The sequence below is a fragment of the Bacteroides sp. genome, from assembly GCF_028690125.1.
Taxonomy (GTDB): Bacteria; Bacteroidota; Bacteroidia; order Bacteroidales; family Bacteroidaceae; genus Bacteroides.
On sequence record NZ_JAQVBV010000010.1, the window covers coordinates 131,990 to 149,084 of the forward strand.

General features: G+C 38.7%; 10 protein-coding genes. All 10 read right to left on the bottom strand.

The genetic code is table 11. The features are described from left to right. Nucleotides 1-4: 4 nt before the first annotated feature. The gene (locus PHO71_RS09065; protein WP_300201997.1) at nt 5-1,078 is read right to left on the bottom strand and encodes a DUF4855 domain-containing protein; all 1,074 of its coding nucleotides are present in this window, start codon (nt 1,076-1,078) and stop codon (nt 5-7) included. A 2-nt stretch (nt 1,079-1,080) separates the two neighbouring features. Beyond that, complete coding sequence (locus PHO71_RS09070) at nt 1,081-2,556, bottom strand: family 16 glycoside hydrolase (RefSeq protein WP_300202000.1); 1,476 nt, start codon at nt 2,554-2,556, stop codon at nt 1,081-1,083. A 135-nt stretch (nt 2,557-2,691) separates the two neighbouring features. After that, entirely contained in the window at nt 2,692-4,410 is a 1,719-nt protein-coding gene (locus PHO71_RS09075; RefSeq protein ID WP_300202003.1) for a DUF4855 domain-containing protein, read from the bottom strand. A 109-nt stretch (nt 4,411-4,519) separates the two neighbouring features. Then, on the bottom strand, nt 4,520-6,643 hold the full coding sequence (locus PHO71_RS09080; protein WP_300202006.1) for a hypothetical protein: 2,124 nt from the start codon (nt 6,641-6,643) through the stop codon (nt 4,520-4,522). Nucleotides 6,644-6,670: 27 nt separating this feature from the next. Beyond that, nucleotides 6,671-7,948: a DUF4998 domain-containing protein gene (locus PHO71_RS09085; protein ID WP_300202009.1), complete on the bottom strand. Its 1,278-nt coding sequence runs from the start codon at nt 7,946-7,948 to the stop codon at nt 6,671-6,673. 13 nt (nt 7,949-7,961) lie between these two features. Continuing rightward, nucleotides 7,962-9,218: a DUF5000 domain-containing lipoprotein gene (locus PHO71_RS09090; protein ID WP_300202012.1), complete on the bottom strand. Its 1,257-nt coding sequence runs from the start codon at nt 9,216-9,218 to the stop codon at nt 7,962-7,964. Between the two features lie 15 nt (nt 9,219-9,233). Beyond that, nucleotides 9,234-11,192 carry a RagB/SusD family nutrient uptake outer membrane protein gene (locus PHO71_RS09095; RefSeq protein ID WP_300202015.1) on the bottom strand — a complete coding sequence of 653 codons (1,959 nt, stop codon included), beginning with the start codon at nt 11,190-11,192 and terminating at the stop codon, nt 9,234-9,236. A 14-nt stretch (nt 11,193-11,206) separates the two neighbouring features. Next, nucleotides 11,207-14,362, bottom strand: a complete 3,156-nt coding sequence (locus tag PHO71_RS09100; RefSeq protein WP_300202018.1) for a TonB-dependent receptor — start codon at nt 14,360-14,362, stop codon at nt 11,207-11,209. Nucleotides 14,363-14,393: 31 nt separating this feature from the next. Then, nucleotides 14,394-15,566: an AGE family epimerase/isomerase gene (locus PHO71_RS09105; RefSeq protein ID WP_300202021.1), complete on the bottom strand. Its 1,173-nt coding sequence runs from the start codon at nt 15,564-15,566 to the stop codon at nt 14,394-14,396. 21 nt (nt 15,567-15,587) lie between these two features. Further along, nucleotides 15,588-17,006, bottom strand: coding sequence for a sugar porter family MFS transporter (locus PHO71_RS09110; RefSeq protein ID WP_300202024.1), 1,419 nt, complete (start codon nt 17,004-17,006; stop codon nt 15,588-15,590). Nucleotides 17,007-17,095: the final 89 nt, after the last annotated feature.

Here is a 17,095-nt window from a genome sequence, read left to right on the forward strand (position 1 = left end):
CAATTTATCTACGAGCTTTCTGTCTTTTAATGATAATATTTGCCAATCGATAATAGAGTGCCACTTCTTGTTCGGAACCGTTTCTCAACGCATAAAAGGCACTTCCGCCTTGGTAATACGCAACATCTGTTTTTTCAAAAACCTGATTCCGTTCAAACCCATCCAGATATGCTTTCATACGGGAAGCTCTATCAGTCAATGCCCTCTCGTCGAACTCGCATTCCATAGACATTCCATATTGCCAGGCCAGCTTGCAAGCATCATCAATACGCGAATCTGGAATATTTAAATTGAAAAAATGATTCGGTTGCAAATATGCCTTATCGAAGCCTAACTTTTTCCATGTAGTATATCCATCAGATTTGAAGTAAGGAATCCAATAAAAAGACTGTTTGTCTTCATGAATATAGTCGGCTATATGTTTCACAAATGTCCGCGTATGAGTCGCTTCCTCTGCTAGCCAATAAAATCCTGCCAATTCAACATTCTTAAGATGAGCCTTTTTAAATCGTTCTGTGATAAAATCAATATACCATTTGCAGGCAGTAATACGATCTTCATCATTTGAGAAATCAAGTTTTTTGCCATCCAGTTCACCCCAATTCTTTTGATTTGGAATAGGTTCCGGTAGCGATAAAACTATTTTTCTCTTTTTAGGCAGCTTGCCGCAGATTGATTTTGAATTCTCTATACAATCATTTAATGCACAAATGCTTTTTCCCGAAGTAAAATATTTGTCGATTAACATGATCCAATCCTCTTTGGTAGCAGGAGTTGGTCGGTATCCGGAAGCGAATCCGCAACGGTTACCATCATAAATTTCCAGAAAAAGAAAACCATCAAATAGCCAATCACCTCCTTTGCCATCTGGACGAGGAGCATAAACGTAAGGCTGAAACAATTCCTCATTCCATACTTCTCTTCGGTGAGTTCCTCCATCATAGATTAATACCAAATCTCGTATAGAGCCTTTGGGGGCATAGCCTTCTGATTCTGTCTGATCCGTCGTTGCTTTTTGAGATGACGAACAGGATGACAAGCAAAACAGAATAACTGTGTATATAAGTATACGGTTCATTATTAATCCAGTACTTTTATTTTGATATTACGTAACCATACATCGTTACCATGATCTTGGAAACCAATGTAACCTTCCCGGTTGATACCACCGAAATTACTCATTAAGTAATAAGCGTCTGCCCATCCGGTTACACTAAATTTACTGTTATCCAGCATTTTGATCCATTCCGGAGTTCCCACTGTATATTCCACTACTTTCTCACCGTTTTGATAGTGAGTGATTTGTCCGTTGTTTACTACTATTTTAGTCTTGTTCCATTCGCCAAAAGGTTTGGCATTTTGAGGATTGGCAGGAATCATGTCATACAAAGAACCGGCTTTCCGATTACCATCTTTACCCGCCTTGGCATCCGGATGATTTTCATTATCCAGTAACTGGTATTCGGGAGAAGAAGATACCGCATATTGACCGGGGATTTCCTGAATCATATACATAATGCCCGAATTACCCCCTTCGGATATTTTCCATTCCAGTTCCAATTCAAAATTTTTAAATTGATGAGCAAAGATGATCTCTCCACCTTTTCCTTGTTTTTTGCTGTCGAATTTCATCGCGCCATCGTCCAACACCCATTTGTCAGCCAGAGTTTCGGAAGCATAACTTCTCCATCCATTAAAGGAAGTACCGTCGAATATCGTAATATATCCTTTCTTGTCTTTTTTAAAAGTAGACAAATCTACTTGAGGATAATCTATGGGAGTATATTTATCTGCATACTCTTTAATCATTTGCTTAAGAAGCAAAGGTTTGTCTGTTGTTATATAATCTACTCCCATGCCAATCAAGCGTTTCATCATCACAGGCTCATCCACTGTCCATACATTTACCTGAAGTCCCTGGTTGTGCATATCATTGACTAAATTCAGATTATTGGTAAATCCTGTGAAATAATAGTCAGCTCCTGTCATTCCCCATTCTTTTAACTGCGCAGGAGTTGCATCTCCATTCAAGTAATAGACTTTTGCGTTCGGACGTCTTTTCACTAACTCCTTACATATATCTTTACTAAAAGCAATATAGTCAGTCCGATTGGCCAATTTCTGTTTTTCGACAGCATTGATCACTCCATCGACCAAAGTTTTTGTCCATTCTTCTCCGGGAGTAGATGATTTGATTTCCAAAATTAATCGTAGTTCCGGACAGTTCTTAGCATGAACCAGATATTGCTCAAGTGTAGGTAATGTCTCTCCATTGGAAAGTTTGCAGTTTCTGATCTTCTCGTAAGGAGACTTTTCTATAGACATAGAGTTTATTTCACCGTCATGATGGACAACTAAGACGCCATCCTGAGTTTTCCAGACATCAAATTCAGAGCCATAGCAACCTATTTCGTTCGCCTTATACAATGAACTTAGGGAATTTTGAGCGGAATTTTCCGCTTCCCAGTAACCTCGATGTGCAATAATCTTTGTTTGTGCTGTTGCCGACAAAGAAAGAATGGTACATAAAATACTCAATAATACTTTTTTCTTCATAATATAAATGTTTTAAGGACTTTTCTGATGTACAATCTTATCAGGAAGTCACAAAATTAATAATTTAATTCGAATATTACCAATCCTACTAATCATTCATTTGAAGCGTTTCATCTATTTACACATAGTCGGTAATCATTTATCAATCTTAATTGATTCAATGCAAATTGTGGGTTTATTCGTTTTAGACTCAATATTGATGTCTAAATAGAAATCAGATCCAAACGGCCATAGATTTGTATAACAATCTCTATGATAACTGTTAGTGTTTGGTTCTAATAGATTCTCATTAGTATGAACCAGCTTTCCATCGATATATGTAAAGATCCGATCCATTTTCCACTCACAAACGATCGTATATGTCTGGTCCGCATTGCAACGATCCATATAAAAAATAGATCCTCTCATATTCCCTTTCAACTCGTTATTCTGTTCGGTGTTTTGCCCCAGATTTATGTATGTATTTTGAGCATGATGCCCCATTAAAAGGATTTCACCACTATTCGGCCATGGACCATGTAATTCCTTTACCGGCAGTAATCTGACTCGTGTTTCTGCCTGCTTATTTTCAGGCAAGATTCTCACCTTTAATTCAATCCTCGAGTATCTAAAATTAAGTTTATTACGAGTATTTATATTTACCGTACCTTTTCCTCCGATAGTTAATCCCGCCTCATCTATTTTGAAGTTTGATGTATTTCCGGTAATATTCCATTTTTCTGTATTCAATTCTTTCTTCGAGCCTATAAAGTTCTCCTGAAAAATAGCTTCTTTCTTCTTTCTCTTTTTTATATACGAATGGAGTGCGTCCATTAAGATTTTATCCTCCATTTGAGTTGATTTAGAAAATCGATAAATTCCATCTCCACCTTCATAATAGGCTAATGATGCATTCCGGTAAGCATCATTTCGGTCTAATGACTCCATATAAGTTCTTAAACGAGTGCTTTTATTATCCGGCGAACTGAGTAAAGCATTGCTATCAAATTCTACTTCTACTCCCATATTGTGAGCAAATGCCAGCTTACAGGCACTGTCTACCCGATCATCCTTCACCTTTTTATTAAAAAAATGTGTTGGCTGCAAGTATGCCATATCGAAACCATATTCATACCACTCACTAAATCCCGTTGCCGTGTAATAAGGAATCCAATAAAACTGCATTCCTTTTTCCCGTATATAATGCCCAATTTCTACTGTAATATGTTGCGTGTTTAATAGTTGTTCGTTCAGCCAGTAAATTCCCGCTAGTTCAATATATTTAAAATGACTATCCTCAAATTTTTTCACTACCAGATCAATATACCATTTACAAGCTTTTATCCGATCTTCCCGCTTACTAAAGTCCAGCTTTTTACCATTTAGTTCTCCCCAGTCTTTGGTATTCCAGACAGGTTCGGGCAATCCGATCACCACCTTATGTTTGAAAGGAGCAGGGCCAAGTTCCTCAGTCGCCTTTTTAATCGTTTTCTCTAAAGCGCTAATCCCCGTTTCTTTTCCAAAATGCCGGTCAGCGAGCCATTCCCATCGATTCTTATCTGCAATTTTCCCATTCGGATCCCACGAAAACTCAAAATGATATCCCTGTCCGTCGTTAAACTCTAAAAACAAAAATCCGTCGAAAAACCAATCTTTTTGTTTCAAACGATCCGTATGAACCACGTAAGGATAAATAAAATCCACAGTACATTCGGAACGCTGTGTTCCTCCTTGATACATCAACACCAAATCCTGAATTTTATTTTGTCTATATCCTTCATAAACAGATTCTCTTGTATTTGTAACACCATTCTGGGAGTAGATATCTGCTCCAAAAATATTTAAAATAAAGATAAAAGCTGCTAAAAATTTCATTTTATTTTTTCTAGTTATCATTGGCGAGACTAATCTGTCTGGAACAAATTATGTCTCGCCAACGATGTTATTATTATTTGTATGATAGGTTCTGTTATTAAATCTAAGATTACTTATCTAACATTTCCTTTTTCACTGATGACCAGGATTCGTCTACCGACAATTTCCTGACTATATCCCACATGGAACTATCCATTTCCAATAAGGTTTGAGTGGCAACGATCCAACTCTGAATCCAGCCTGTAAGCGTAGAGCACGCTCCCCAACCTGCATCTGCATTCGAAGCCCAATAGTCCCAATTCTTGTAATTGAAAGCTCTGAACCATGCGCCATCCACGTTTTTGAAATGTTCACTTCTTACCTGAATACGAGTCAGGAAGTCGGACAATTTATTGACAGCTTCGATATGTTTGAGGTCACCTGTCGCTTTAGCTGCCTCATTCAGCCCGATAAATGCAAAATTACTGGTATAGAGCATATCTGCCACAGGGTCTCCATTGCGGGAAATTAGTGGAGCCTCATGCTTTCCATAGTCTGCATTTGACTTTGTTTTCCCGAACATACCGGCATTAGGATCCCCCAATTCCTCACGGATTGCCCCACATTCTACCTGATTCTTTAACAACTCGTCTACCATAAAATTAAGCCATTTCTTATTTTCATCTGTCGGTTCTACACGAACAAGCCATGCCAAAGGAAGAATCATTCGTGCCTTTTCTTGTTGTATACCATTTGTCCATCCCCATTTAGAAGGATAAGATTCCATCGTTATGCGGATACCGTTTTTAGCACGTTCTAATAGAGGTTTATAATGAGTTTCAGCATATAACCACAAGTAGCACGCCCATATCCATGACTCGAAATGAGGGTGAGGATTTATCTTGTCTCCTTTAAAATAATGTTTCCATCCATTTTTCTGAATATCAGCGTCCTCCAGGCGGTCTCCCCTAAAACCATTCTTGCCGCTAGTTCTGAAATTACCGATAATACACTCAATGATTTTTTTATTCAAACACGTATCTTGCAATATAGCTGCAGCCGTCATTGATCCCAATATAGAACGGGCATTATCATCTCCGTAGTAAGTATCCGGACTGGTCACTGCCCAACTAAGCAAACCATATGTCGGACTATTCGGATCGCTTCTTGGTCCTTGGCGAAATCTGTCGAATGAGAAATTATTCAGGTTTTGAGCAACCTTCAGATAATCTTTTCTATCTAATAATTTGCCGACCAAAGAGAATGCCATAGCAGATTCTCCTTGCACATCATTCCTTAACCAATAACGATATTTTTGGGTTCCATCGTGATAAATAAAAGAACAATGTCCTTCGAGCACTCCGGAAGTACCATCTCCATCTTTCGCATCCCGAGGCAACTCAGGGCCAACAGGCATTGAACCGTCTCCTATGTATTTGTCCAACCAATCTTTCTTCCACGAATCATGAATCAAAAAATGCCCGTTATAATACCACTCTATCCCTTTTGCTATCGATTCTCTTCGTGCTGAGTCCGGTAACTGTTCCGTTTTACCGAAAGCAGGATTTACATAGCTCAACCAAGTATTAAATACTATCGGATCTCCTTTCATATCGGATAAAATTGATTCCCATACTTTTTTCCATGAAGATTCAGGAGAAAAACGAGCCGATGCAAAGTGACTTAAAGGTGAGGTAGCAACCATTACATGGTCATTATAACGATACAATAAGGGGAAGGTTTCCGTATTTTCCAGTCCGTAATCCGCTTTGTCGAATCCGGCAACTTTAGCAACGACCAATATAGGATTTTCCGCCTTCATGGGTAATACATAGCTTCCGTTGATGCCCAATAGCGACATATAAGGTAATTCCTTGCAGAATGTACTATCTGTTACAACAACACGCTCCAAATTCATGGACTTAGGATCAGATGTCGACTCCGAATTAACAATAGAAGCATATTCCAAATACACATGAAGGTCTTTTCTCTCTATTTCTTTTAGCTCATTTTCAGAAAGCATACCTTTGTCTTCCGGATACTTATCTGCTAACAGAAGTAGTATACTACCTTTCGGAGTAGCAGCAATGGCCTCTTGTTGCGTTGAAAGAAGGACAACTTCGTGTCCTTCTTTTTGCAATAATAAAACTAAATCGTTATGTTCCGATCCTATACAATAAAATTTCGGTTTGGATGAGCAGCCTATCAATAATATACATAGCACTGCAAAAAAACCAATATTTATTTTACGCATATATTTTCACTTATTTTTCAGTTACTACTAATACATATATGTCCAGAATGTAATCTCACTCAATGAAAAATTCTTTGAATTCTGATTCCATGGAGTCCAGGCAGCTCTACATTTTAAACGGAAATATTGGGCCTTAGGCACTTCCTGATATTCAAATGACACATCTAATCCCTTTGCGAAACCAACCTGACTTGTTATCGCATCGTTTGCATCAAATGGATATTCGTTTGGATCTGAATTATCATAGGTATGAATCAATAACCAATCTTTCCAATAAGTCGGGTCTTCAGGTTCCAAACTAGGCGGAACCCCTTCTCCGGTATAAGCCAACAAATCAAGAATCTTAGGTGCCGTCCCTTCTTTATAATAATAATAGTCCGCTCTGACTCTGGCTACATCAATCCGCTGTCTCACATCAATCGTTGCCCAGATAGCTTCGGCAGTATGTGATCCTGTTGTTGTAAAATTACTATAACCTATTTCATTATACTTTTTCCACGTGGTTTGCGCTCTATCATCCCATAAATTATTCCAGGAATTAGGTATATATTCAGCCGGTGCATCACCAGTTAATGTGATATAAGCATATGGCTTTTTTATCAGCATCTTATCAATTGAATAAACTTCTTCCCATTGAGTATAAAAAGTATCTATACAGGCAATATCCGGTTTGTACATCGTACGGTATCGGATCGGATTGGTTATATCACATCTCGGTAACTCTATTGTATTTTCTTTAGCATCATTCTTCATATATACAGTTACTTCAGATCCATCACTAATGTATGATAGTTCCACCCCTACGGAGTTGTTAATGGAATCCGTGAATACGACTTGTACATCCTTCTGAAAGTTGACAGGTGCACATTCAACAACAGATCTGGGAGTTAGCACTGAGCTATATCTGGTTCCATATGAATGTCCCACTACATATTCCGGTACAGACTTATTACCGAAATAATCAAAATTCACAAGTTCAAAACTGTAGCTTCCTTCCGGTAGATTTTCAATGACAGTAGAAATAACATCTGAACTTAATTTATCCCGGTCTATTTTGAGTGTTACAGAATCTGCTTTATTAGACCAATATATGACCGTTCTATCTAATGCCACATCAGGCCCTAATAAATATCGAATACCTATTCTCCCATTTCCAGGTAGTGCTTCAACCTCTACCGGTTTACCGGCATAACGAATTTCATTGCCATTTGTATACTTATCCAAATATTCATCCATACCTGAACAAGAAGCCAAGAAAAACGAGAGTCCCAATATTATAATAATAATGTTATATGTCGTTCTCATAATTTATTTTTTTTTATTCTACTACATTTGATCCATAAAAAGTTACCTCCGCAAATTCTAAATGTCCGGTACCCGACCAACTTTCGATACAACGGAAACGTATATATCTGACAGATGGTAAATTAATATCGAAATTAGCATTTGTTCCTGCAGCATAAGCTTCCGCATCACCGGCTCCTATTTGTCCGACAGGCAATCCCGAAGGCTTCAGATTTTCCATATCAGCCAATTTTGTCCATCCATCCCAACTGCCTTCACTTGGTGGCGTATCTTCACTACCCCAAACTTCAAAATATTTAGGTGCCGAATTTTGGAATGGATAATAATGATTCACTCTTAATCTACTCAATTTCCTCTTAGCTCCCAAATCTATCGTAAAATGAGTTGGTTTCAATCGATCGCTTGGATCTACAGATGTACCAAATGGCTTCCATAATGCCGGTGAAAAAGGATTTGTTATATCAACCGACCATGTGCCATCCCAAAGATTGGGCTCCACAATTCTTCCTCCATCGGAAAAGAATGGACCGTCTCCTGGTAACCTATATGCTTTAAATGTACTTTTGTCTATTTCTTCTTCAAATAAGGGTGTCAAGGTAAACTGAATTGTATCAGAATAATGGTTCCAACGATCTCGTATGTATAAGCCAAATTTTGTTTCCTTATTTTCCAAACCATGCCATGAGTAGTTGCCTAACGCGTCTCTAACATAAGCCGTACCATATTCTTCAAATCCCTTTTTATCATTAATTACTCCCAAGGTAATTGAGCATTCTGCTCTTAACTCATTAACAAACTGTATATTTACTCCACCAAAAGTTTCTCTATATTTTAAGGACTCCAGTACTGAAATATAAGGAGGAGTAAGAGGGGCAATCGGAACAATAACCGGCTCAGATTTCACATTCCCCTTACTCACACTATATAACTTTACTTCATGTGATTCCGCTGTCCCAAGCCCTAGTATCTTAATGTTACCGGTATAAGATGAAGAATTGAATGTTAGCTTTTTGCCATCAGGTTCTGTTACTTCAGCTATTACATACATAAAATTCCTGTCTTGGGGCAATGTATAGATTATATTAGCTCCGCCCGGTAAACTTTCGACAGAGGTTACAGTTACAATAGCTGGTTCACTTCCATCTGAAGATATTGGTTGATGAGTTTCCTCTTCACAGCTAATTAAAAACAATAAAGAGACAACCGTACAAATACATCTGAATATTAATTTCATCTGTAATAAGGTATTTATAAATTGATATCGTTTCATAATATTATATTCTTTTTACCAGCCCGGATTTTGGACTAATTTTTTATTAATCTGCATTTCACTTTCTTTTATAGGCCATAGATAATCTCTGGGCGAAATGAAGCGTTGATCTGCTAAAGGGACAATCGTATAATAAGATTCCGCTGTTTTTCCCAACATATTCCATCCTTTTATTTGATTATTCTGGTATATTTCAGCTTCTTTCCATCTTCTTAAATCCCAGATACGATGTCCTTCAAAAGCAAGTTCGATTTCACGTTCCTGATGTATGATTTCACGTAGTCCATCTTGACTATTCGGTTTATCAGGTTGATTGGAATATGCCAACCATGATTCTTTGACTCCTTTAAGACCAGTCTTACTTCTTATTTCATTCAATTGTCTGATGGCTTTATCTCTGTTGGTTTGTGAATCTTCTACTTCATTTAAAGCTTCAGCATACAACAGATATAAATCCGATAGACGAATTTCAGGCCAGTTATAATAATCTGTGGTATATCCGGGTGCACTGGTTATTCCTTCGAATCCAAAATTAACTAATTTAGTAGGTACATAACCAGTGGCCCAAAGAAATCCTAATCCAACCCGACCGTTTAACGCTCCAAACTTAGAATTTACCTTGATCGCATCATTCTCATTACTGTTTGACTTCATATAAAGCATTGAACCATCAAACGTAAGACTGGCATAAAAACGGTTTTCACGGTCAACATTGAGTCTGGCGGTAACATAATTGTTTACCAGATTAGGAAGTTGATCGCTTCCTACTTGAGTCGTTTTATAACGATTCGTATACTCCCATTTATTATTCCATTCTTTATCTTCTGACAATGGCACTCCATTTTTGGTATAAAAGCGTTCTGCCATATTGATAGGAACAGAATACAATGACCAGAAATAAGCTGCTCCATCGGCTTTAATATAAGGTATCATAGCATTCTGCTGAATGGAGTAACAAGTCGCTTTACTCATATTGATTCCCAATATCGTTTCACAGTTCCATCTGTCCGTTACTACTCCACGAGTACGCATCTTATATCGGGTTGTCTGCGACATTTCGTTAGCTCCTAAAGCTGTATATTCATAAAAATCAACTCCCGGAATATTCTTCAAAGCCAATTCACAAGCTTCAACAGCCTCTTTCCATTTATTGATCTCTTTTTCCTGCGGGAATAAAATCACACCATCTTTATCTTTTATTCCTTTATAATCTTTATTTCCATTAAATAACGGACTTGCAGCAGTCACAAGTAATTTTGCTCTCAGAGCAAGTGTCGCACCTTTTGTCGGTCGTCCTAGCTCGGTAGAAGTATTCAATATCGTCAATGGTAGTACATCCGATGCTTCCATCAATAGATTAGAAATATAATTCACAACATCATCCACCGGTTCACGTTTCATTGAAAGGTTTTCCATAGAAGCTTGTACTTCATAATTTTTATCTAGAACTGGAATAGGCCCATACATCCTGAATAAGCAGTAATGATAGTATGCTTTCAAAAACTTCGCTTCTGCAATCCATTGTTTTCTGGTAAATTCATCAAGATCAGGAATCTGACTAAGGTCAGATGCTCTCTCGATAAAAATGTTACAATTGTATATGTTATTATAAGCATGAAAAGATGCTCCTCCACTTCCTGTCCAAATAGATAAGAGCGGATCTGAAATATTCTGGCCACCTGATGCCAGTTTGAATCCGCTAACACTGCTATAATAAGTGTCATCTGCCCATATATCATCTGCTCCGAATAAAGACTGATTTCCCAAAGAAGTCATTCCTTTGTAACAGGAAAACAAGAATCGTTCAGCTTCATATTTATTGGAGAAAGCGTGATCCAGATTTGCCACATCGTCCGGAACTATATCAAGGAAAGCATTGCAACTACTCATCCCAGCCAATAAAGACGCACAGCAAAAAACGTTAAGCAACAGTCTTTCTGCTATAGTATATATATTTAAGAATTTAAGTTTCATAATCTTGATCTATTTTAAATTGTTACTTGTACACCCAAGTTAAAAACTCTTTGAAGAGGATATCCCATACCACTACTTTTCATTTCCGGGTCCCATATTTTAAACTTACTGAATGTAAGTAGGTTTAATCCGCTAACATAGATTCTAAATCCACTTAATCCGGTTTTTTTCTTCAACCAAGGTCCTCTTGGTTCATAACCTATTTCCACAGTTTTCAATTTAAGGAAGCTTCCATCACGCAACCACCATGTAGATGTCTGATAGTTGTTACTTAAATAATCGTATGAAAGACGTGGATAAAAAGCATATATATTCGGATTTTCTTCCGACCAATAATTATTAGCCACGGCTTTGAGTAATCCTCTTTCCTGACCGGATGCCGGTTTTAAGAATGGAGATATTTGCTCCGCATTTATTACAAATGAAGATCTTCCTTCTCCTTGGAAGTAGGCGCTAATATCAAAGTCTTTATAACCGAAAGAGAATCCAAAACCATAATTTATCTCAGGAATTGTGGGATAGCCAATAGGAACTTTATCCGATGTTGAAATGACTCCGTCTCCATTAATATCCCGGTACTTAATATCTCCCGCTTTTAACTTTCCGGCATCAAATTGCGCAGGTGAATTTGCCACATCATTATCATCAATAAACAATCTTTCTGCAATATATCCATAGATTTGATTGACTGAGTTTCCTCTTTTTGACAAATGTTCCAATCCAGGACCATAATCGGGCTCTTCATTATAAACCATTTCACTGGTTGCATAAGTAAATGTTCCTCTTGCGGTTAGCCACATATCTTTAGTAATATTCTTATTATAATCCATGGCTATCTCCATACCTTTCGACTTCGCTTTTCCTACACTCGCTTTTACAGATGAAGCAAGTCCCATCGATTGTGGAAGGTCTGCTCTATCCATCAATATCTGGTTTCTATTTTCATGGAACAAGTCTATTTCTACATTCATTGAATTGAATAGTCCTAATTCAAATGCCAAGTTAAATTTCTCAGACTTCTCCCACATAATATCATCATTACCATACCGGGTTATAGCAATACCATTTCTACTATAATCATAATTTTCTCCAAAATAATAAGTACCCGAATTCATATTCATGGACGACATATAGAAGAAACGATTTTGTTTCCAATTACTAATATCATCATTTCCTACAAAACCGTACGTTCCTCTCACTTTAAGCTTACTGATCACATTTTGTAATGGTTGCATAAAACTTTCTTCACTGACTATCCAAGCTAAACCAAAAGATGGAAAGAATCCATAACGATGATTCTTACTGAAGCGTTCCGAACCATTATATCCAAAATTAAATTCTCCCAGATAACGTCCTAAATATCCATAAGTGAGACGACCGGATAAACTGACCTTCCGTCTAGGTAAAGCCTGCTCAAAGTTCATTTGCGAACCACCTTCTTCATAACTGGCAGTCGATTCTCCAATATAACCAAACAGAGCTGCACCCACTTGGTGATTGGTTGCAAATGTATGGTCATAATTAATCGAAGCTTCAGCCCAAGTATCTGTTTCTATAATTCGATCTTTTGGCTGAAAAGATAGCCATTCTTCTCCCACTCCGGGATTCAATTGAGAAAGTGATTCAAACTCTTCAGTTTCAGGATCCATTACTGCTTGATAGTAGAACGGAACTTTCGTACGTGTCAGATTATAACGGGAATAGCGTGTTGTATATGCCATAAATCTACCTGTAAGTCCCGGAAGTATAAAATTAAAATCTTGCTTTAATTCAATTTGTGCGCGAACCTTTGAGGTATTATCTTCTTTGTATCCCGAAAGCATGGAAGCATAAGGATTATAATACATTGATCTTCCGTCCGACATATATCTATTTCCAAAAAGAGGGTGATTTGCCCAAGGGATCATGTCTTGCGAATATACTGCATTAAATGCTACCGGATTAGCCATATAAAGAGATTTAAAGACTGATGTTCCTTCTGCCGCAGGTCCATTATAATCTGTGAAAAGGCCGGAGAATCTGACTGCAAAATCAGTAGTATTTGTGATTTTAAAGTCTATATTTGATCGAACCTCATAAGATTGAGAGGACACATTGGTACTAAATCCGTTCAGATTATGTTCTTTGAACATACCATTGTCACGCTTATAAGTCCCGGAAATATAATACTTTGCACGTTCTGATCCTCCATCTACACTTACATTGGCTCTATGATTGAATGTATTGTCTCTAATCATTATATCAAACCAATCATTACTAGGATACAAATAAGGATCTATGCCCTTAATCGTATTATCTATTTTGGCTTGACTATAAAGGCGTGCTTTCATCGGATCACGGGTTAATATAGCTTCATTAGCCATTTTCATATAGGTAATATTGTCAGCCATCTCAACTCTACGGGTATTACCGGATATTGAGGATTCATAACGAGCTTTGAATTTTGTTTTTCCGGTTTGACCTCTTTTCGTAACTACTAATAATACTCCATTTGCTCCACGAGAACCATACATGGATGCCGCAGTACCATCTTTCAATACAGAGAAACTTTCTATATCGTCAGGCTGAATAAGAGCCAAGTCATTAGAAGTCGATTCCACTCCATCAATGAGCATTAATGGGGTTTGTCTACCAGTTCCGAAAGAAGTAACTCCTCGAACGAAAAACTCTGCATTGTCACGTCCGGGTTCTCCACTTAACTGGTAACCAATAATACCCGCCACACGACCAGCTAACATAGTAGTCAAATTACTTGTGGGACCTCGTAATTCTTTAGGATTTATTGTTGAGACAGCTCCCACCATAGTGCTTTTAGTCTGTCGTCCCCATGCTGTGACGACAACTTCATCCAATAATTCCTCATCTGCTTTTAAAACTATTTTTAGCTGAGTATTATTGTTTATTGGTACTTCCTGCGATCCATAGCCAATATAGGATACTATTAATAAATCTGTGGGTTTAGCATTTAATTTAAATATTCCTTTTGTGTTGGTAACAGTACCTACTGTAGTCCCCTTAATTTGAACATTAGCACCGATCACAGGAGTGATTTTATCTTCTTCGTATACGGTTCCTGTTATTTCTTTGATGTCTTGTGCCATTAGGCTGCAAGGGATAAATAGCAACAAGCAGATACTTCTTGCCCTTTTTAGTAGTTCTTTTGTTTTCATGTTCTTATACTTAAAGTTATATATTAGGATTTTATTCTCCGTTAAAGGTATCAAGTGTTTTCCAGCACTGGTATAGTCCCCTCGGTACATGAAAACATCCCTTCCACTTTCCTCCTTTGAGTGGCAACAGAACCTCTCCTCTTCGGTTCAGATACCCAAACCATTCGGGATATTGAGCATCCTTGAAATGACTCCATGTATAATCGTGCACCTTCTCAAACCACGCCAGACAATGTTCATCTCCGGTCAACTGATAACCCTTCAAGAGGGAGATCAACGTTTCGATATGCACCCACCAGAGTTTCTGGTCCCATTCCAACTGTTGGGGAGGGCAGCCTTTACTGTCCATGAAGTAGTAGATACCGCCGTATTCCTTATCCCAGCCGTAATCGAGCATCGTAAGAGTCACATTCTTCGCTTTTTCAATCAGTTCGGGACGGTTCAGGCGTTTGCCAAGGTCCATGATGAACCACATGGCTTCAATGGCATGGCCGGGGGTGATCTGACGACCTTCGAAACAATCGGAAAGACTGCCGTCTACATTTATATTCTCAACAATGATGCCTCCCAGTTCCGGACGGTAGAATACTTCCATTACTTCGTGGATACACGTTTCCATGGTTTGCTCAAGATAGTCTTCGTCCAGCAGGTGTTCGATTTCCAAAGCCAGGTTGCAGAGGATCATCGGCAGGGCGAAGTTCTTCAAATTGCGGGTACCCGGATGGAGCTTGTTCCATTTCCCTTTCGGATTATCTACTTTGGAGAGTATGATTTCAAATGTCTTCTTCGCTATTTCCGCATACTCTTGGTTGCCTGTTGCCAGACTCAGCTGACCGAAGGCCATGGTGGCGAAGGTATACGAGAAGATGTTGTATGGTTCTACCAGGGGGCTACCCGAACGGTCGAGAGAGAAGTACCAGTTATAATGGCCGTCGTGTCCGTATTTCTTTAGGAATTCACCGCCTTGGATGGCGCAGTCGAGCCATTCCTGACGCTTTTCCACTTTGTTGCAGAGCATGGAGAACATCCAGACTTCACGGCCTTGCAGCCAGATGAACTTGTCTGTGTCGAATACGTTCCCCTCACGGTCTAGGCAGGTGAAGTATCCGCCGTGTTCTCGGTCCTGGGAGTGGTCGAGCCAGAAGGGAAGAACATTGCCGAGCAGTTCGTCCCTGTATTGATTTGCTAGTTTCTTAAAATCCATATTTCTTTTACTGTTAAATGATTAAGGTCTGTCTGACTGTCCCGAACGGGTCCAGTATCTCTCGATTTCTTCCAGGGACTTGCCGGTGGTTTCCGGCACGAGTCTCCAGACGATGAGCATATAGGGTATGCACATGATGGCGAACAGGAAGAATGTTCCGGCGGGGGTCAGGTTTTGGAGCATCCAGGGGGTTAGCTGTCCGATCAGGTACGTTCCGATCCACAGGGCGAAGCCGGCTATGGACATGGCGAGTCCGCGCACTTTGGTGGGGTACATCTCTGAGAGGAGCACGAAGACTACGGCGCAGATGGAGACGGCGCAGCAGAATACGTAGAACAAGAAGAAGGCCAGCAGCAAGAGGCTGGATAATCCCAGGGATTCGCCATAGAGGAAGTAGAGGCCGATCAGGAGCAGGGTGATGATCATGCCGGAAACTCCGTAATAGACCAGGTTTTTACGACCCACTTTGTCGATGATGACTAGGGCGAGGACCGTGGTCAGGGTGTTGACTAGTCCTACGAGAACTTGGTAAAACAATGAATCTCCTCCCGAAAGACCTGCATCTTCAAAAATAGAAGGACCATAATAAAGAACGGCATTCACTCCCATAAACTGACCTAGAATGGCAATACAAACTCCAATTATAACTGCTTTAAAAATCCCGGGTTTCATTAATAATGCCCATTCTGATTTTGTTTCAGAAGTTAAAACCGACTTAGTTTCGCTTAATTGACATGTAGCTTCAGATAGTGAATTATATATTCTTTCTAAAATATTTATAGCCTTTTCATCTCTCCCTTTTACGATCAACCATCGTGGACTCTCAGGAATAAAGAATATAATAATAAAGAATAATATAGCAGGAAAAGTTTCCATTCCTAACATTCCTCTCCAAACTTCAGAAACGAATATCTTATTGAGCCAAGATATATTCAATTGAGCTCCACTGTCTACCCAGGATAACAACTGATAATTAACCAAATAAGCACCTAGAAAACCTACTGTAACAGCCAATTGATAAAGAGATACCAAACGACCTCTATATTGTGCTACCGATACTTCTGAGATATAAAGAGGAGAAACAATAGATACAACACCAATTCCGACTCCACCTATAATACGATAAATAACTAATTGAGTAAAGTCAGCAGAAATGGCACACCCCAAAGCTGATGTAGAAAATAAAACAGCGGAAATAACCATCGTCATCTTTCGTCCCAGCTTATCGCTCAAAATTCCGGCAAAGAGAACGCCTATGATAGAGCCTACCAAAGCACATCCCACATACCATCCTTGTTGCAGTGCATCTAATTGAAAAAGTTGAGTCACTTGAGCTATTGTTCCGGATATTACAGCAGTATCATATCCGAACAAAAATCCTCCTAGTGCAGCCACAACAGAAAGGAATATAAGATAATTAAAATTAATTTTAGACTTCATAGTATTTATTTAATTTCAAAATATTCTCTATATCTATCATACAAATGCCCTGCTTGCAAATAAGCGGATTGAGGGCTCATGAAATGAGA